This window comes from Novosphingobium oxfordense (assembly GCF_044029435.1).
GTDB lineage: Bacteria > Pseudomonadota > Alphaproteobacteria > Sphingomonadales > Sphingomonadaceae > Novosphingobium.
The window spans coordinates 1999291-2017533 of record NZ_CP147008.1 but is presented as its reverse complement, the minus strand read 5'-3'; the positions used below and the strand labels follow the sequence as shown (position 1 = coordinate 2017533).

The 18243-nt window shown below is 66.2% G+C and carries 14 protein-coding genes; 4 read left to right on the top strand and 10 right to left on the bottom strand.

The annotated features are described in order from the left end of the window. Positions 1-14 precede the first annotated feature (14 nt). Both WBP07_RS31395 and WBP07_RS31390 read right to left on the bottom strand, forming a co-directional pair. Positions 15-1988, bottom strand: a complete 1974-nt coding sequence (locus WBP07_RS31395) for an OPT family oligopeptide transporter (protein ID WP_395397164.1) — start codon at positions 1986-1988, stop codon at positions 15-17. Between the two features lie 146 nt (positions 1989-2134). Further along, complete coding sequence (locus WBP07_RS31390) at positions 2135-4474, bottom strand: arylsulfatase (RefSeq protein WP_395397163.1); 2340 nt, start codon at positions 4472-4474, stop codon at positions 2135-2137. Positions 4475-4572: 98 nt separating this feature from the next. Between WBP07_RS31390 and WBP07_RS31385 the strand changes: the two genes are divergently transcribed. Then, positions 4573-5448 carry a LysR family transcriptional regulator gene (locus tag WBP07_RS31385; RefSeq protein ID WP_395397162.1) on the top strand — a complete coding sequence of 292 codons (876 nt, stop codon included), beginning with the start codon at positions 4573-4575 and terminating at the stop codon, positions 5446-5448. A 26-nt stretch (positions 5449-5474) separates the two neighbouring features. Here the strand turns inward: WBP07_RS31385 and WBP07_RS31380 are convergent, their stop codons facing one another. From WBP07_RS31380 to WBP07_RS31360, 5 genes are all read right to left on the bottom strand, one after another. Further along, entirely contained in the window at positions 5475-6764 is a 1290-nt protein-coding gene (locus WBP07_RS31380) for a glycoside hydrolase family 130 protein (protein ID WP_395397161.1), read from the bottom strand. Positions 6765-6862: 98 nt separating this feature from the next. Then, positions 6863-7627: an enoyl-CoA hydratase gene (locus WBP07_RS31375; protein WP_395397160.1), complete on the bottom strand. Its 765-nt coding sequence runs from the start codon at positions 7625-7627 to the stop codon at positions 6863-6865. Positions 7628-7675: 48 nt separating this feature from the next. Beyond that, positions 7676-8935 carry a M24 family metallopeptidase gene (locus tag WBP07_RS31370; RefSeq protein ID WP_395397159.1) on the bottom strand — a complete coding sequence of 420 codons (1260 nt, stop codon included), beginning with the start codon at positions 8933-8935 and terminating at the stop codon, positions 7676-7678. Positions 8936-9032: 97 nt separating this feature from the next. After that, positions 9033-10148 carry a hypothetical protein gene (locus WBP07_RS31365; RefSeq protein ID WP_395397158.1) on the bottom strand — a complete coding sequence of 372 codons (1116 nt, stop codon included), beginning with the start codon at positions 10146-10148 and terminating at the stop codon, positions 9033-9035. Positions 10149-10189: 41 nt separating this feature from the next. Beyond that, positions 10190-11056, bottom strand: a complete 867-nt coding sequence (locus WBP07_RS31360; RefSeq protein WP_395397157.1) for a LysR family transcriptional regulator — start codon at positions 11054-11056, stop codon at positions 10190-10192. A gap of 93 nt (positions 11057-11149) precedes the next feature. Between WBP07_RS31360 and WBP07_RS31355 the strand changes: the two genes are divergently transcribed. Together WBP07_RS31355 and WBP07_RS31350 are read left to right on the top strand one after the other, a co-directional pair. After that, on the top strand, positions 11150-12616 hold the full coding sequence (locus WBP07_RS31355; protein WP_395397156.1) for an amidohydrolase family protein: 1467 nt from the start codon (positions 11150-11152) through the stop codon (positions 12614-12616). Then, on the top strand, positions 12613-13788 hold the full coding sequence (locus WBP07_RS31350) for an amidohydrolase family protein (RefSeq protein ID WP_395397155.1): 1176 nt from the start codon (positions 12613-12615) through the stop codon (positions 13786-13788). The genes WBP07_RS31355 and WBP07_RS31350 overlap by 4 nt, the downstream gene beginning before the upstream one ends. On the opposite strand, the gene WBP07_RS31345 is transcribed toward WBP07_RS31350, so the two are convergent. Genes WBP07_RS31345 through WBP07_RS31335 form a run of 3 tightly spaced genes read right to left on the bottom strand, consistent with a single transcriptional unit; the run spans position 13763 to position 17260 of the window. Next, a complete protein-coding gene (locus WBP07_RS31345) occupies positions 13763-14716 on the bottom strand; it encodes an arginine N-succinyltransferase (protein WP_395397154.1) in 954 nt (317 codons plus the stop codon). The two genes, WBP07_RS31350 and WBP07_RS31345, sit on opposite strands and share 26 nt — an antisense overlap. Continuing rightward, positions 14713-16014: an N-succinylarginine dihydrolase gene (locus WBP07_RS31340; RefSeq protein ID WP_395397153.1), complete on the bottom strand. Its 1302-nt coding sequence runs from the start codon at positions 16012-16014 to the stop codon at positions 14713-14715. The genes WBP07_RS31345 and WBP07_RS31340 overlap by 4 nt, the downstream gene beginning before the upstream one ends. 10 nt (positions 16015-16024) lie before the next feature. Next, on the bottom strand, positions 16025-17260 hold the full coding sequence (locus WBP07_RS31335) for an aspartate aminotransferase family protein (RefSeq protein ID WP_395397152.1): 1236 nt from the start codon (positions 17258-17260) through the stop codon (positions 16025-16027). Positions 17261-17322: 62 nt separating this feature from the next. Between WBP07_RS31335 and WBP07_RS31330 the strand changes: the two genes are divergently transcribed. Next, on the top strand, positions 17323-18222 hold the full coding sequence (locus WBP07_RS31330; protein ID WP_395397151.1) for a LysR substrate-binding domain-containing protein: 900 nt from the start codon (positions 17323-17325) through the stop codon (positions 18220-18222). Positions 18223-18243: the final 21 nt, after the last annotated feature.

Genomic DNA, 18243 nt, shown 5'->3' with positions numbered 1-18243 from the left:
CGGGCCCTACAGGCTCAGGATTTCACCGCCAGCTTGCAGGTCCGGCGATAGAGCACCGCGACCAGAAGCACGAACACCGCGGTTCCCAGAACCAGCGACACATTGCCAAGGTCGCCCACCAGCGCGAGCGGGCTATCGCTGCCCGATGCGGCGACGATGCCGGCGAAGGCCACGCCCCACAGGCTTTCGCCCACGATCAGGCCAGTCGCCGTCAGCACGCCCATGCGCTTGGTGAATTCCGGATCGCCCTGCCGGTCTGCCCAGCGATCGTAGAACCAGCCGATCACGGCGCCGGTCACGGTGGGCAGGATCACGCTCATGGGCAGATAGATGCCGATACCGACTGCAAGTGGCGGCAGGCGCAGGCGGCCCATCAGGCCCAGTACTTCGTCCAGCACCACGAAGACGACGCCGGCAACCGCGCCCCAGACGATCATCGTCCAGTTGAGATCACCACCCAGCACACCCTTGGCGAGTGCCGAGATCAGCGCTGCCTGCGGCGCAGGCAGCGCCTCTGGGCCCGCGCCGGGCGCACCGGCGAAACCGAACGCGGTGTTCAGCAGGTCCAGCACCGGGGGGATGACCAGCGATCCGAAGATCACGCCGATTACCAGCGCCACCTGCTGCTTCCAGGGGGTAGCGCCGACAAGCTGGCCGGTCTTCAGGTCCTGCAGGTTATCGTTCGAGATTGTCGCGACGCCGAAGACCACGCCGGTCACGATCAGCGCATAAGCGACAAGCGCGGCCGTGGTGTCTGCGGACTGGTCGCGCCCGAACAAGCCCACCAGCAAGACCGAAGCCGCCACCACCGACAGGATGCCGATGCCCGAAACCGGCGAGTTGGATGCGCCGATCAGGCCGGCCATGTATCCGCAGACCGCCGCGATCAGCAGGCCCATGACAAGCACGAACAGCAGCGCGCCCGAAACCAGCAGCACTTGCGATCCGGCCAGAACGCCCTGCGACAGCACGCTGGACAGCAGGATGCCGATCGGAACCAGCATGGCCAGAGCGCCGATGAACACGATGCCGATCGGCAGATCGCGTTCTTCCAGCGCCAGCGTCTGGCCCGCTCCACGCGCGCGACTGGCGGCAAGGGCGGAGCGGATGCCGCCCAGCACGGGACCCGCAATACGCAGCAGGGTCCAGATCGCGGCCACGGCGATCACGCCCGCGCCGAAAAAGCGCACGTCCGCGCTGAAAACGCTGGTCGCCCAGTTTTCAACGCTGCTGCCTGGCATCGGGTTGTTCGCGGTCAACATCGGCAGCAGCACCCACCATCCGATGACGAGGCCGAGAAGCATGGCCAGGCCCACCGACAGGCCGACAAGGTGGCCGACGCCCAGCAGCGCGAACGAAAGGCCGCCCGAAATGCCGGTCGCGCCTGAACCGGCGCGGAACCACGCGGACGCCTCAGCCACCATCAACCGCGTCTGCGTCAGCACCGCGAAACCGGCCGAGGCGATTGCGTTCCAGAGCAGAACCGAAAGGCCCTTCGCGCTCTCTTCGGCGCCCTGATCGCTGGCAAAGCCCACGCGCAGCACTTCGGCCGCTGCATGGCCTTCGGGATAAGGCAGCGGCGTATCGACCACCAGCGCACGGCGCAGCGGCACCGAGAACAGCACGCCCAGAATGCCGCCGGTCCCGGTAATCGCCGCCGTCGTCCAGTAGGGGAAGCCCTGCCACCAGCCGATCATGATCAGGCCCGGCAGCACGAAGATGATCGCCGCCAATGTGCCGGCAGCGCTCGCCACGGTCTGGACGATGTTGTTTTCCAGGATCGTCGAATTGCCCAGCGCCCGCAGGATCGCCATGGAAATCACCGCCGCCGGAATGGACGTGGCGAACGTGAGGCCGACCTTAAGGCCTAGATAGACGTTCGCCGCCGTGAAGAAGAGCGTGATGACGCCCCCCAGAATTATACCGCGTACGGTGAGTTCCGCGACCGGCGCCACGCCTGCCGTCTTGTTGCTGTCCATTCCTGCCATCTTCGCTTCGTTTCGATCCCGGCCCGGAGACACTGAGCTGAGCACTCCTATCCCCGGGCATCGCAGCCCTGATGGCACGAGCGGCACGATCAGGCCAGAAAAACGATCGCCGAAGCGATTGTCGCAACGGATTTTCCCGCGCAGACTCAGTCGAAATCGATGGTCAGATGCGGAACGTCACCCTCGATCCTGCCGTGAGGCGTTGCGTAGTCCGTCACCGTCACGCCCAGATCGCGGCCGACATCCAGCGTCTCGCCATTGCCCGCCGCCATCAGCATGGAGGTGGGCAAGCGGCCGCTCGCCAACTGCGCACCGTTAGCGCTGAGAATGACGGTGGCCGGACCGCCCGACATTGCCACGGCGAACCGCATGGTCAGCTTGACCGGGCCCTGAGAAAGCGCCTGATCCGCAACAACGCGGGTAATCTCGTCCGGATCGGTGGAGCGCGCGGCAACGAACACCGGCCGGCCCTTGTCGAGATAGAGACTCCAGCCGCCGAACCGGCTGCCGAAGGCCATCACCGCGCCCGAAGCGGTGCCGCTGTCCAGCCGCAGGTCGGCGTTGAGCGTGAAACTGCGGGCGATCGGCACCGGCTCCGTATTGGCGGGCAGGCTGACGTCCTTGCCCCAGAAGTCGAAATGCTTGCGGCCGCTGCCGCGCATCATCGCAGCGCCGCGCGCCATGCCGAAGCGGTGGTCCAGCGGGAAGACGTTGTTGCGCGCTGCCTCCTGCTTCCACAGATCGAGCATGGCCTGAAGCCGCGCCGGTTCCTTGGCGGCAAGGTCGGTCGACTGGGAAAAATCCCTGTCGAGATTGTAGAGCGACCACTGCATCGGCGGCCGCGTGCCGGCGGGAGGGAGGTTCTGCCACGCCAAGCGGCCATCGTCGCCGGACAGGAACCAGCCATCGTGATAGAGGCCCACCTTCCCGCCAATCTCGAAATATTGCGTGCGCGGCTTTGCCGCATCGCAAGCGGAAAGGCTGGTCAGCAGGCTCTCCCCGTCCATCGGTTTCTGCCTTACGCCATAGACGCTATCCGGTGCGGGCAGATGCACGGCGTCCAGCACAGTCGGCGCGATGTCGACAAGGTGCGAGAACTGGCCGCAGACCGCGCCGGGATGAGCGACGTGCCCCTTCCAGGACAGGATCATGCCGTTGCGAATGCCGCCCAGGAACGAGGCATATTGCTTGGTCCAGCGCAGCGGCGTGTTCATCGCCCAGGCCCAGCCGGCCGGATAGCTCTCATAGGTTGTCGCGCTGCCCAGCTTGTCGATGTTGGCCTGCATCCAGGCCTCGCTCTCGTCATGCGTGCCCATCGACCGCAGTTCATTGATCGTGCCTTTCGGTCCGGCCTCGGCACTGGCGCCATTGTCGCCGATCACCACGGCGACGAGCGTGCGATCGAGTTCGCCCATGCGCTGCAATTCGTCGATCACGCGGCCGATCTGCTCATCCTGATAGGCAAGCTGCGCCGCGGCGACTTCCATGGTGCGGGCGGCGAATGCTTTCTGGCCGGGCGTCAAACTGTCCCAGGCCGGAATTTCGGCGGGGCGCGGGGTCAGTTGCGTGGCCTTGGGGATGATCCCCATCGCCAGTTGCCGGCGCCAGGTCTGTTCGCGCTGGAAATCCCAGCCGGCATCGAACTTGCCCTTGAAACGCGCGATATATTCGGGCGGAGCCTGATGCGGCGCATGGGTGGAACCGGGCGCCATATAGACGAGGAAGGGCTTGTCCGGTGCGGCCGCCTTCTGGTTGTGGACCCAGCGGATCGCGTCGTCCGCCAGCCGGCTGTCGAGCAGGCGACCTTCACCATCATCCCGCTCGACACGCTGGGTGCCGCGATAGAGCACCGGCGAATACTGCTCGCTATCGCCGCTGACGAAGCCGAAGAAGTAATCGAAGCCTAGCCCCGTCGGCCAGCCGTCGAACGGCCCCGCCTCGCTGCGTTCGTTCGACGGCAGATTATGATGCTTGCCGAACATGGCGGTGCTGTAGCCGTTCAGCCGCAGGACCTGCGCGATCGTGGCGGTTTCCGGCAGGATCTTTCCGCCATAACCCGGAAATGGCGAGGGCACGTCGCTCAGCCAGCCGACGCCGGCGGCGTGGTGGTTGCGCCCGGCCAACAGAGCGGCGCGGCTGGGCGAGCAGATGCCGGTGGTGTTGAAGCGGTTGTAGCGCTGACCTTGGGCCGCCAACCGGTCGAAGTTGGGCGTGGGCACCGGACCACCGAACGTGCCGGACATCGCGAAGCCGACATCGTCGCTCATCATCAGGAGGACATTGGGTGCACCTGAAGGCGCCTGAACCATACCTTGGGCCATGCCTTTGGCGTCCAGCACGTTCTCTGCCGTCGTTCCGTTGAACGGCGCGGCCGGAATGGGCAGAACGGTTCGCGCAGTCTGCCCAACCGCCACCGTGTCTTGCGCCTGCACCGTTCCCGACATTGCCAGCGCCGCCGCCCCCGCCAGCCAACCGAACTTGCACATCCTCTTTCCTCCCCTTCGTCCTGCGGGGAGTTAGGGCTCGCGCATTCATGCTGTCCAATGCATATCTGGACATCATTGCATGCATCTTGGGAATACCGATGGACCTGCCCCGCCTGCGCCACATCGTTGCCGTCGCCCGCAACCAGAGCTTCTCGCGCGCGGCGGAGGAAGTGGGCATCACCCAGCCTGCGCTCAGCCGCAGCATCGCCGCGTTCGAGCAGCGCCACGGCGTCACCCTGTTCGATCGCGGCCGCGGCGGCGTCTATCCGACGGCAGCGGGGCTGCACGTGATCGAACAGGCACAACGGTTGCTCCATGCGGCCGGGGACCTGGAGCGCAGCCTAAAGCGCTATCCGCAAGGCGAGCCCGGGCAGGTTTCCATCGGCCTTGGCCCCTTGATGGCCGGACTGTTCCTGCCGCAAGTGGCGGGCTCTCTCCTGCGCACATGGCCGGGCATCCGCATCCGCACGCTGGTCCGCGCGCCGGACCAGCTCGTCACCGAATTGCTGAACGACCGGATCGAGATGATCCTTGGCAACAACTGGAACCTTGGCCGCATACCGAGCACCGAAATCGAGCGGCTGGGCCGGATCGGCGTGGCCTTCATGGTCCGCAGCGGCCATCCCCTTGCGCGCGAAGGACCGGTATCCAGCGCCGATCTGGAAGACTATCCCACCGCCAGCGTCGTCGAATTGCAGGACGATGGCCTACGCGACCGTGCCGGTTGCTTCATCTGCGACAATTTCCATGTCCTTCGCGAAACCGTGCTGCGCAGCGATTGCGTCTGGATGTCCTCCCCGGCGTTCCTGGCCGACGACTTGCGCGATGGGCGCATCGTCCAGTTGGACGTCAGCGGGTTTGCCCCCGCGCACAGCGATGTCTGTCTGATTACGCGGCGCAGCCGCACCCGTTCTCCGACAGCGGCCGCGGTGGCGGAGGAAATCCGAGCGCTTCTGGCGCAGGCCGAGGCCTGATCGTCAACGGCTGACGCGCTTGCGGCTTATCCGGGCACCATCGCGGACAGCACGTCGTCCAGATCGGCAACGGCAAAGCCGGTGAACTGATCGGCAATGCCATAGGGCAGCAGCACGCGCCGCCGATGGACCAGCGCTCCGCAACTGTAGGTAACGTTGGGAACATAGCCGCCATGCTGTTCGGCACTCGGAAAGATCAGCGGCGCGCGGGTGCGCCGCAGCACTTTCGATGGATCGTCGCGATCGAGGAGGCATGCGCCGATGCAATAGCCCCGCACCATGCCCACGCCATGCGTGAAGACCAGCCAACCCTCATCGATCTCGATCGGTGACCCGCAATTGCCGATCTGCACGAATTCCCACGGATAGCGCGGAGACATGATCGGAATGCCGGTCTGCCAGACATTGATATCGTCCGAATGCAGCAGCCAGATGTTTTCGCTGTCCTGCCGGCCGAGCATGACGAACTTCCCGCCGATCCGGCGGGGAAACAGCGCCATGCCCTTGTAGCCGGCCATGGCCCCCTCCAGCGTGCGCATTTCGAAGGTCCGCAAGTCGATCCCGCGCAACAGCCCCTCCCTGGCGGTGCGACCGTCGAAGGCAGTATAGGTTCCCAGCAGGACTTCGCGCCCGTCTTCCTCGGTGAAGAGAACCATGCGCAAGTCCTCCACGCCCTGCCGCTGATCGGGAAGCACCGGGAAGATGACGGTTTCCGAGACGTTTTCGCTATCTTCGCACTGCAGGCGCACCCAGCCTGCGTCGTCGCTTTGAATCTGGGGCGACATGCAATGCGGGCTGGGCGGATCGATCGTCAGGCCCGTGCCGGTGTCCCAGGTGCCGGTGCGGAAGGTGACAGAGGAGACGTGCCCCTCGCCAATGCCGCGCAGCGAAAGCAGGAACCGGACGCTGCTTCCCGCCTCCCTCTCTTCGCCGGGAAGCGGAACGATGCTGGGGTTGAACAGCGCGGCGGATTCGAACGCGAATTCCTGGCTGAAATAGGCGCCCAGCGACAGCCGATCGTGTTCGGAAAGGCCGCTGATGTCGCCAAGCTCCGGCGCGAGGTCGTCCACTTGCCGCAGAAACGTTGTCAGTGCATTGCGGTGGCGCGCCTGCATCGGCCCCTCGACGAAGGCGTGCATCCGCTCCCGCACGCCTTCGTGAAGCCCGGCCAGCCGCTTCAGCAGCATTTGCGACCGTAGCGGACGGCCCGCTGCGAACGCTTCCGGATAGCCGAAGCGGAATGGCCGGATCACCGTTCGCGATGGGTCCGGCTGAAGTTGCACATCCAGCTTGGTGAATACGTCCGCAGCTTCCATCCCATGCGCTCCTGTGCGCCTTCGATCCGTTCTGACGGTTCAAACGCAGCAGCGGCGGGGCGGTTCTAGCGCGAAGCGTCAGGACCCGGCGGGAATCTTCACTGCGGTTCGCGCCGGAACACCGGCGGCCGCTTTTCGAAGAAGGCCGTGAAGGCTTCCTGCGCTTCGGCGGATTGCATCGCCTGGCGGAAAATGCGGGCTTCCTCGTCGATCCGGTCCAGCAGGGCGGCCTGATCGCCCTTCATCAGCCGCCGCGTGGCCAGCAGGGCCTGGGGCGGCTTGGCCATCAGCATGGCCGCCTTGGTCCGCGCATGATCGATCAGGCGGTCGGCCGGCACGATTTCGGTGAGGAGGCCGGTGCGGTCCGCCGTTTCCGCCGTCATCGGCTCACCCAGCAGCAGCATCGCCGCCGCCTTGGCATAGCCCAATGTCGCCGGCGCCAGCAGGCTCGATCCCGCCTCCGGCACGATGCCCAGATTGACGAAAGGCATCACGAAGCGCGCATCGGGCGCGGCATAGACAAGGTCGCAATGGAACAGCATCGTCGTGCCCACCCCGACGGCCAGTCCTTGCACCGCCGCAACGATCGGCTTGTCGAAAACCGCGATCGCACGGATGAATTCGAAAGCGGCCGCGCCGCCCTCCGGCCCCGACATGAAATCGGCAAGGTCGTTCCCCGCGCAGAAGGCATCGCCCTCACCCGTGAACAGCACGGCGCCGACCTCCGCGCGCGCAGATGCATCGGCCAGCCCGCCGGTCATCGCCCGGTACATCGAAGCGGTCAGGGCGTTCTTCTTGCCCGGACGCACGATCCGGATCTCCAGAACGCCGCCGTTCTCGCTCAATTCGATGTCTTGTGTCACTCGGTCCTCTCCATTTTCCTTGCCGTGCCCGATCTCAGATGACTTACCTCAGACGGGCTGGTCGATCGATTTCGCCAGCGGCGTGAACAGCTTCGGCCCCGATGCCGTCATGTACCAGCAATCCTCCAGCCGGATGCCGAACTCGCCCGGAATATACAGCCCCGGCTCGTCGGAGAAGCACATGCCTTCCGCCAGCGGCGTGGCATCGCCGTGGACCAGATAGGGCGATTCATGGCCGTCCAGCCCGATGCCGTGCCCGGTGCGATGCGAAAGCCCGGGCAGGCGATAGCCCGGCCCCCAGCCCTCGCGCACGTAGAAGGCACGCACGGCATCGTCGATCGCGCCCACGGGGGTACCGATCCGGGCGGTCTCCAGCGCGATATCCTGCCCGCGCCGAACCGTTTCCCATACCTTGCGCTGGCGCGCGGAAGGTTCGCCATAGACCCAGCTGCGCGAGATATCCGACTGGTATCCATGAACCTGCGCGCCGCAGTCCATCAGGATCACCGACCCTTCGCGAACCGCCTGCGGCTGATGCGAACCGTGGGGATAGGCGCTGGCTTCATTGAGCAGCACCAGCGAAAATTCGGGCGGGCCGCCCATCTTGGCCGAGGTCGCGTCCATGAGGTCGGCGATATCGCCCTGCGTCATGCCCGCACGCACCTGCCCATGGACGTGGCGCAGCGCGGCCATGGTGATGTCGTTGGCGCGCTGCATCAGCGCCAGCTCGGTGGCGGATTTGATTTGGCGGCAGCGATTGACCAGGCTTTCCCCGTTGACGATGTCCCACCCGCCCTGTTCGCGGCGGAGTGCATCGACGATGAAGAAGCGCGAAGTCGGCTCGATCGCCAGCTTTCGGCCATTGACCTTGCGGTCGACCAGCGCGCCCGCCATGCGGGCCTCCGGATCCTCATCCTCGTTCCAGGGGCGCACGTCCGCCGGGATGCGCAAGGTTTCGCGCACGCTCGGTTCCTCGAACGCGGGGGTGACGATCACCGTCTCGCCATCGGCGGGAATGACGGCGGCCGTCACGCGTTCCGACCGATGCCATTCGACGCCGGTGAAATAGCGCAGGCTGGAGCCGGATTCGACGATCAGCGCGCCCACGCCGTCCTGCTGCATCATCCGCTGCAGCTTGGCGATGCGCGCGCCATATTCCTCGCGCGTGATCGGCTGGACTTCAGGGAACGTGGGCAGTGCGCCAGTTCCGGCAGCGGGCGTCGCCCCGGCGCTCGCATAAAGGCGCGATGTCATCGCCACGCCGGCCATGGCGGCCGCCCCCGCCAGAAATCCCCGCTTCGAGATCATGGAAATGCTCCCCCGTCTGCCGGCGACATGCCGCATGCCCGTCCGTCTAGGACGGTCCCCCAAGCGGAAGCAAGCCGGCCGGCCGCGTTGTCCGGCGCTATCGCGCGGCGCGCTCGTATCGGCCCTTGCCGAATTCGTCCGGGACCAGCGCCTCGCCATCGATGTGCAGGTGCATGGTTTCGAAAGGGGCCGCCGTCAGTTGGTTGGCATCGATCGAGAAACGCAGGACGCCGCGCGAAACCGGCGCAAAGGAAAAGGCCGCGTCGCGCCCCGGCGCGTAGTATGCCTGAAGCGTGGCCCCGACGACCGCGCCGGAAACGTCGTCCTCCAGTACATCGGGCCCGTCATTCCCGCTCGTCTTCACGATGGCTTCCCGGCCATCGGCAAAACGAAGCGTGACTTCAACGTCGCGGGGAGACTGGCCCGATACCGTATCGACGACCCTGACGGCGATCCCACCACCCCACGTCTGCGGCGCGTCCGCGTCCACCGCCGCTTCCGCCGGCAACTTGCACGCCTCCGGCAATTGCGGATCCGCCAGTTCGGGAGGCTGCTGCCCTGCCGTGACGGCGGCAATTCGCGCCTTGTCCCGCGCATCCTGCCATGCCGCCATGGTGGATCTGATCTCATCGGTCATCTCGCGCCGCTCGGCACTGGACGCCATCGTTTTGCGGGCCAGCACCTCCACGGCGGAGCGTGCGGCCACAGCCTCTGCCAGTGCCCGCGACGCAGCCTCCCGCGCGTCCTGCTCATTCGCCGGTGGGCCGGTGTCGATCGTCGGGCTCGAAACCCAATCACCCGTCAGGAACGGGCAGCGATCGCGCACCGCGTCGGCCGCTTCCTCTGACCGTAGCCTCACCCGTGCTCCTTCCGCCTCGGCCGACCACGGCTCGGTTCCGACATAGGCGAAAAGCGGATGATCGCGGGCCGGGTGCGCCGCCGAAAGCACGATGTCGCGGCCTTCGCGGCGCCAGGTTCCGTCGGCGAACTGATCCAGCGCTCCGTAGGACAAGTACCATTCGAACGTGCCATCCGGCCGGAGCAGCAGTTCCGATCCGGTTTCCATGACCCCGGTCAGATAATAGTGCCCGGCAAATGCGGCATCCGCAGCCGTTGCAGGCGTGGGCGCGGTATTTGCAGGCGCCGCTCCCACAGGCCCGGCAAGGCTCAGCATCACGCCCATCATTGCCGAACCGAACAAGCGCCTGCCCATGCCAATCTCTCCGCCTTGCATCGAATATCGAACCCGCACGTCTAGCCCATTGCCCCGCGCTTTGCTGCCCCTTGGCGCTTTTCCAGCACTTCGGCGGTCATGCGCACCAGATCGGCAACCGGCTCCTGATCCTCCCGCGCGTAGAGCGACACCAGCATCGGCGCCGCCTCCCCCAGCCCGTCCAGACGCCGCAGACCTTGCCCGCGCGTGACCGATATCGGCAGCAGGGACAGGCCCATTCCCGCCCAAACCGCTGCCAGCACGCTCTGCAGGCTGCTTCCGGAAAAGGCAACGTACCAGCGCCGTCCCACCGCCTCCAGCTCGCGGAACATCGTTTCGCGATAGAGGCCGCCGATCGGGAAGGTAACCAGCGGCAGGGGATCGCGATCCTTCACCGGGTAATCGGGCGCGGCGAACCATCCCAGCGGTTCGGGAAAACTGGCCCTGCAATCGGGTGCGGCATGCTCCTCCTTGACGACGACAAGGTCGAACTCCCCCTGGCGATAGCGCGAGGCAAGGTCGCGGCTGAGCCCGGTGACGACATCCAGCCTGATCCGGCTGTTTCGGGCTGCGAAGCCGGCCAGGCCCTGTGCCATGGCGGGCGTTGCCAGGTCTTCCGGCAGGCCGATGGAGATCGCCGCGGTGCCGGCCGGATCGCGCAACAGGCTCTGCGCTTCGGCATCCAATTGCAGGATGCGCCGCGCATGGCCCAGCAAACGCTCCCCCATCGGGGTTGGGCGCACGGGACGGGCAGCGCGATCGATCAAGGCATGCCCTGCCTGTTCTTCCAACCGGCCAAGCTGCTGACTGATCGTCGATTGCGTCATGCCCAGCCGTTCCGCCGCGCGAGTGAAATGGCCGGTGTCGGCAATGGCGACGAAACTGCGCAGGAGGCGGGAATCGAACATACCGTATCATCAATGTGAATGATGATCATGCCAACATCTAATTTGTGCATGCCTGGTCAAACGGCTTAAATGCGGGGCGAAGGAGCCATCACGATGAAGTTTCTCGCCCCGGCAATCGCCGCCCTCCTGGCCACGACTATGGCCACGCCCGCCCTTTCCGCCAGCCGGGGAGACGTGATGATCCGCCATGTCTCCGTAGTGGACGTGGAACATGCCCGCACGGTGCGGGATCAGGCCGTGGTCCTGCGCGGAGAGGACATCGTGGCTGTCGGCAAGGACGGCGAGATCACGCGCGACTGGGAAGCCCAGAGCGTGGTCGAGGGCAAGGGGCGGTTCCTGATCCCCGGCCTTTGGGACATGCATGTCCACTTCGGTGGCGGCCCCGATCTGATCGAGGAAAACAAGGCGCTTCTGCCGCTTTACGTCGCGCACGGCATCACCACCATTCGTGACTGTTCGGGCGATCTTCCCGAACAGGTGCTGGAATGGCGGGGCGAAATCGCCGGCGGCACCCTGTTCGGCCCCCGCCTGCTAACCTCCGGCGCCAAGATCGAAGGCATCAAGCCGGTGTGGAAGGGCACGATAGAAGTCGGCAGCAAGGCCGATGTGGATGCCGCCCTTGCCCGTCTGCAGGACCGGGACAAGGTGGACTTCGTGAAAATCACCGACAGCACGCTGGATCCGCAGCTGTTCCTTTATGCCGTGTCGCAGGCGAAGGCGCGCCGGCTGCGTACGTCCGGCCACATTCCGATGGCGTTGACGGTGCAGCAGGCGGTCGACGCCGGGATCAGTTCGATCGAGCATCTCGACTATGCCTACAAGGCGGGCGTGAAGGACGAAGCGGCGATCGCGGCCGACTTCGCCGCCGGCCGCATCGACCGGGCCGAGGCCAATCGCCGGCTGGACACCGGGTTCGACGCGGCGACGGCAATGAATTCCTACCGCACCTTCGCGGCGAAAGGCGTGTTCGTTACGCCCACGCTCAACGGCAGCCGGGTTCTGGCATGGCTCGACGCGGACGATCACGCGCATGATCCCTACCTTGCCTATATCGGCCCCAAGCTGCGCAAGACCTACGACTGGCGGATAGAGCGCGCCGCCAAGGCCGATGCCGCCGCCATCGCGGCCCGGCACGAACACTTCGACCGGATGGCCGCCGTGCTGCCGATGCTGGAGAAGGCGGGCGTCACCGTCATCGCCGGCACCGACGCGGGCTTCCTCAATTCCTTCAACTATCCCGGCATCGGCCTGCATGATGAATTGAGCCTGTTCGTCGCGAAGGGCCTGACACCGGCCCAGGCGCTTGCCGCTGCCACCCGTGCCGGGCCCGCCTGGTTCGGCCGCCTGGACCGCTTCGGCGCGATCGCGCCTGGCAAGGCGGCCGACCTTGTCCTGCTGGATCGCAATCCGCTGAAGGACATTTCCGCCACCCGCGCGATCCACGCCGTGGTGATGCGCGGCAAACCTTACGACCGCGCCGCGCTCGACGGTATGCTGGCGCAGACGAAAGACAAGGTGGCCGCGTGGAACAGTGCGGAGCAGAAGGCCGCAGCGCAATGATGGAACGGCTGTTCACCAATGCCCTGCTCCCGGACGGTAGCCCGGCCGATCTGGCGGTTTCCGCGGGAAGGTTCGTCGCCATCGGCCAATCCATCGCCGCCGGTGAAGGCGTCGAGACCGTGGATCTTGGCGGTCAGCTGGTCCTGCCAGGCTTCGTCGACGGGCATATCCACCTCGACAAGAGCTTTCTCGGCGAACCCTGGCAGCCCCACCGGCCCGCTGCGGACTTGCGCGAAAGGCTGGCGGTAGAGAAGACGCTGCTTGCCGGGGTACGTCCTGCCGCCGTCCGGGCAGAGGCGCTGATCGCGCAGGCCGCGCGCTGGGGCACGATGGCGATGCGCAGCCATGTTGATGTCGACGCCACCACCGGGCTTTCGCATTTGCACGCGGTGCTGGAAGCGCGGGAGAAATGGCGGGACCGAATGGATATCGAACTCGTGGCCTTCCCGCAGGCCGGCATCCTCACCTGCCCCGGCACAGCCGACGTTCTGGACGCGGCAATCCGCGAAGGCGCTGAGGTGATCGGCGGCATCGATCCCCACGGCATGGACGGCGATTCCGATGGCCATCTTGATGTCGTTTTCGGCATTGCCGATCGGCGCGGCGCCAAGATCGACATCCACCTGCACGAAGCCGGCCTTCCCGGCATCGCGCAATTGCACCGCATCGCCGCCCGAACGCAGGCGCTGGGTCTGGGCGGGCGTGTCGCGGTAAGTCATGCCTATGCACTGGGCGACGTGGAGCCCCCGGTGCTGGATACCGTCGCCCGCGCACTGGCCGGAGCGGGCGTGGCGATCATGACCAATGCCCCGGGCGACCGGGCATTTCCGCCCATCCTGCGCCTGCGCGAACAGGGCGTGCGGATCTTTGCCGGCAATGACAACATTCGCGATGCCTGGTGGCCGTATGGCAATGGCGACATGCTTCAGCGCGCGATGCTGATCGGCTATCGCTCCGGCTTCTACAGCGACCGCGAACTGAACCTGGCATTGGCGCTGGCGACGACCGAGGCCGCGCTTGCGCTGGGGCGCGAAGGGCGCGGGCTGGAAGTTGGCGCCCAAGCCGATTTCGTGGCGCTGCCGGCCCCCAATGCCGCCGCCGCCGTGGCTGCTCCGCCTGCGGAGCGGATGGTGGTGCGGCGCGGCGTCAGGCTGGCCGCTGCCACGCCCTGAAATCGCGTTCCCGCCCCTGCGCCACCAGCGGCGAGGTGCCATCGATAACGAGCGTCGGTTCCGGTCCGTCCACGGCGCGGCAATCGCGCACGGTGGCAATGCGATCGGTGCGCGCCTGTACCGTCGGCCCGCCATCGAAGATGTCGCAATAGCCCTCATGCGTGAAGCCCTCCACCTCCAGCAGCCGAAGCGCGGGCACCGAACCGGCATGGGGGCGGCCGATCACCGCCCGCGCGGCGGCGGGCAACATGCTGGTATAGATCGGATAGCGCGGCATCAGGTCGGCAATGAACTGGTTCCCGTGCACGGCATTGTGAAGGTCCGCCTCCAGGAAACCGCTGCCGAAGAACGGCCCGGCAATCGCCTCCCAGAAGGGGCTGCTCCCGTTCTCCACCCACCCCCGCAGATCGGCGATCACCATATCGCCGAAACGCGCGCGATGCTGCGCGATGAAAAGGTAACGACTGCGGGCAAGCAGCGCCCCCAGCCCTCCGCTTCGCGCATCGGGATGCAGGAACAGGCCGCCGACTTCCGATGCTCCATCGAAATCGTTCACGAGGTGCAGGACCTCGGTGGAAAAGGTGCGGTCAAGGTCCCGCGAAACGTGCGTCACGCGGCTCAACTTATAGCTATAGAACGGCCACCGGGCGCCAAGGCGGGAGAACAGGCTGGCCGTGCCCAGGATCTGGCCGTCCGCGCCTTGCAGGACCAGGAGATAGAACTCGTTGCCGGGCGCTGAGACAGCCGCGCCCAGCGATGCCTCGCTCCATGCGATCTTTTCGGCCAGCGTTTCGCGATCGGCCGGAAAGTTCGTCATGCCGCCGCCGGTCAGCGCTGCCAGAGCCAGCAGGGCATCGAGGTCGCCCTCCCGCACCGGCCGCACAAACGGGGTATCGGCCGGGCGCGTCACGGCTTCACCGGCGCTCACAGTTCACCCGGCGCAAATCCCAGCGCCGAAAGCAGCGCGCCCCGCGCAACGTGGCAACGGTGCCAGAGATCGGGCTCGCCAAGATCGGCGGGGGAGATCCGTTCCGGCCATTCCCGCTCGATCACCGCCTCGATCCGGTCGCAGGTCTGTTCGTCCAGCATAAAGCGCGGGTCGATCGCGGCACGCGCCTCCTCGCTCACGGCCGCGCGCAGTCGCAGGCAGGCGGGACCGCCGCCATTGCGCATGGATTCGCGCACATCCACCACTTCAAGACGGCGAATGGGATTGTCCGCCTGCCGGACTTCCTCCAGCCACGACCATACATCGGGCGCCTCACGCGTTTCGCCCGGCAGGATCAGCGCCATGTCGCCGTCCGGCAGGGTGACCAGCTGCGAATTGAACAAGTAGGTGCGGATGGCCTGATCCAGCCCGATCCGGGCTGCGGGCGCTTCGATGATGATGGCGCCGGGCACGCGTTCCCGGATGATGCGATGCACTGCTTCGCGATCGGCGAAAGCCTGCTCGTGAGTGAAGAGAACGTTCTCGTTCGCTACCGCCACGACATCGTTGTGGAATGCGCCTGACGCGATAGCGGCATCGCTTTGCCTGACGATGGCAAGGTCCGCTTCGGTCAACCCGTGCCGCCGCGCAACCGCGGCGCTGGCGGCACGGTGCTGCCGCGCCGGGAATGGCTGCGCGCCTTTCTCACCCTGAAACTCGCCATAAACGAACACCTCCAAACCGCGCTCGCCATGGCTGCCGACCAGACGCATGAAGTTCGCCGCCCCCTCGTCGCCCAGCCCGGCGGGGAGTGCCGGATGGACCGCGAAGAAGCGCTCGTCGGCGAAAGCCAGGCGAAGCTGGCGCAGCGTCTGTTCGTGTTCGATGCTGCGGTGAAGCATGGTCGAAAGGTTGGCGACGCTGAAATGGCAGCGCCCATCCGCCGTATCGGGGGCCGGCGAAACCGTCGCAGCATTGGCCGTCCACATGGCGGAAGCGGAAAAGGCATTGCGCAAAAGCGCCGGCTCCTGCCGGCAGGCCGCGCGGAACACGGCCGCATCGTCTCCGGAAAAGCCCAGCTTCCGCAGCCAGTCGGCATCCGGCCGCGCATGCGGCAGTAGCAGGCCCTGCAACAGCCCCAGGTCCAGCATCCGGCGCATCTTGCCGATGCCCTGCAATGCGGCCTTGCGCGGCGCGGAAACCGCGCCGGCATTGGTGGCCGAGGCTATGTTGCCAAGCGAAAGGCCCGAATAGTTGTGGCTGGGCCCTACCAGCCCGTCGAAATTGATTTCGCGCATGCTGCAGCGGTCACGCGGAAACGGCGGAACGGACCGAAAGCGCGGCAGCAACCGTCTGGCACGCCGCCTCGAAACGGGTGAGCGCCTCGTCCACTTCCTCTGCAGAGATCACCAGCGCCGGCAACATGCGCACGCAATTGTCGCCGCCGCCGGCCAGCAGCAGGCGATGCTCACGCGCGGTTTCGATGAACGCCTTGTTGGGTGTCGCCATGCGGACGCCGACCAGCAGACCCTTGCCCCGCACTTCCTCCACCACTTGCGGATAACGCGTGCGAATGGCCTCCAGCCCGGCGCGAAGCCGCAGCGACATGGCGCCGACGTTTTCCATCAGGCCTGGCTTCGCGATCTCGTCGAAAGCCGCCAGCGCCACGGCCATGGCCAGCGGATTGCCGCCGAAGGTGCTGCCGTGCGTCCCCACGGTCATGCCTACCGCCGCCGCGTGCGAGGCAAGGCAGGCGCCCACCGGGAAACCGCCGCCCAGCGCCTTTGCCAGCGCCATGATATCCGGCTCTGCCCCTTCCGCCCACTGGTGCGCGAACAGGCGGCCGGTGCGGCCCATGCCGCTCTGTACTTCGTCATGGATCAGCAGCACGCCATGCCGGCGCGTCACCTCACGCAAGCGCAGCAGGTCCGCGTCCGAAAGGGCGCGCGCTCCCCCTTCGCCCTGCACCGGCTCCACGATCACGGCCGCAGTGGTGGAAGCGGCCACGGCGCGTTCCAGCGCGGCGTGGTCGTCCAGCGCAAGGTGGATGTAGCCGGGAAGACGCGGGCCAAACCCGTCCAGATGCGCGGGATTTCCGCCCGCGTTCAATCCGGCATAAGTTCTTCCGTGAAAGCTTCCGGCAAAGCCGATGATGTCGATGCGCTGAGGCTCGCCCCGATGGGCATGATAATGGCGCGCCATCTTGATCGCGCACTCCACCGACTCGGCGCCGCTATTGGTGAAGAAGGCCAGATCGGCGAAGGAGGCCGCGGTCAGCCGCTCCGCCAGCAAAGCCTGCCCCGGTATCGCAAGGGCATTGGAAACGTGCCAGAGCTTGTCGGCCTGCTCCCGCAGCGCCGCCACCAACCCGGGATGGCAATGCCCCAGCGCATTCGTGGCGATACCGCCGATGCAGTCGAGCCAGTCACGCCCCGCTTCATCGTAAAGCCAGACACCCCGCCCTTCGACAAGGTTCATCGGCGCGGGGGCGTAGACAGGCAGGACATGGTTGGTCACGAAAAACTCCTCATGCGGATTGCGCATGATTTCTGATATCAGCACTGGTCGGAAGCCGCCGAATAAGCATGAGCTTGTGAGTTTTAGGAATGAACTACGACGATCGCCGCCGCCTGCCGCCCATGTCGATGCTGCACTGTTTCGAAGCTGCGGCGCGTCTCGGTTCGTTTTCGCGTGCCGCAGAGGCGCTTCGGCTGACGCAAAGCGCGGTCAGCCGCCATGTCTCCAACCTGGAACAATGGCTGGGCGCCGCGCTGTTCGATCGCCATGGCCGGCGGGTCACGCTCAACGATACGGGGCGACAGTTTCTTGAGGACATTGCGCCCGCGCTGGGCGCGATCCGCCGGGCCAGCGGCCGGCTGATGGACCCGCAGCCGGAGCACGTGCTGGATCTGGCGGTCCTTCCCGGCTTCGGCATGCGCTGGCTGGCGCCCCGCCTGCCGCGCCTCACTCAGTTGCATCCCGATCTGGTGGTCAACATAGCCGCGCGCGTCGATGTGTTCGACTTCGCGCAGGAGCCGTTCCACGCGGCGATCCACGTGGGCGAGCCGGATTGGCCGGGCGCCGGGCACGACCTGCTGTTCCATGAAGATGTCGTGCCCGTCGTCTCGCCGGACGTCATGGCCACGCAGGCGATCGCCGCGCCGGAAGATCTGTTGCGGGTGCCCTTGCTTGTGCAGTCGCACCGGCGCGACGCGTGGTCGCGATGGTTCGCACTGTTCGGAATATCCGCGCCGCCGCCGCAGAGCCTGCCCAGCGTCAGCCACTTCCTGATGCTAGCCCAGGCGGTGAAGGCAGGCGGCGGCGCCGCGCTGATCCCGACATTCCTGATCGCGCCTGAACTGGAGGCGGGAGAACTGGTGATCCCGATCGACCGCGCACTCGGCGAAGAGCGCAGCTATTGGCTGGCATTCCCCGAATCGAAGAAGCCTACGAAGGCGCTGACGCTGTTTCGCCGATGGCTGGCGGGGGAATGCGCTTCGCTTTGACGCACATCCTCCTCACCAACC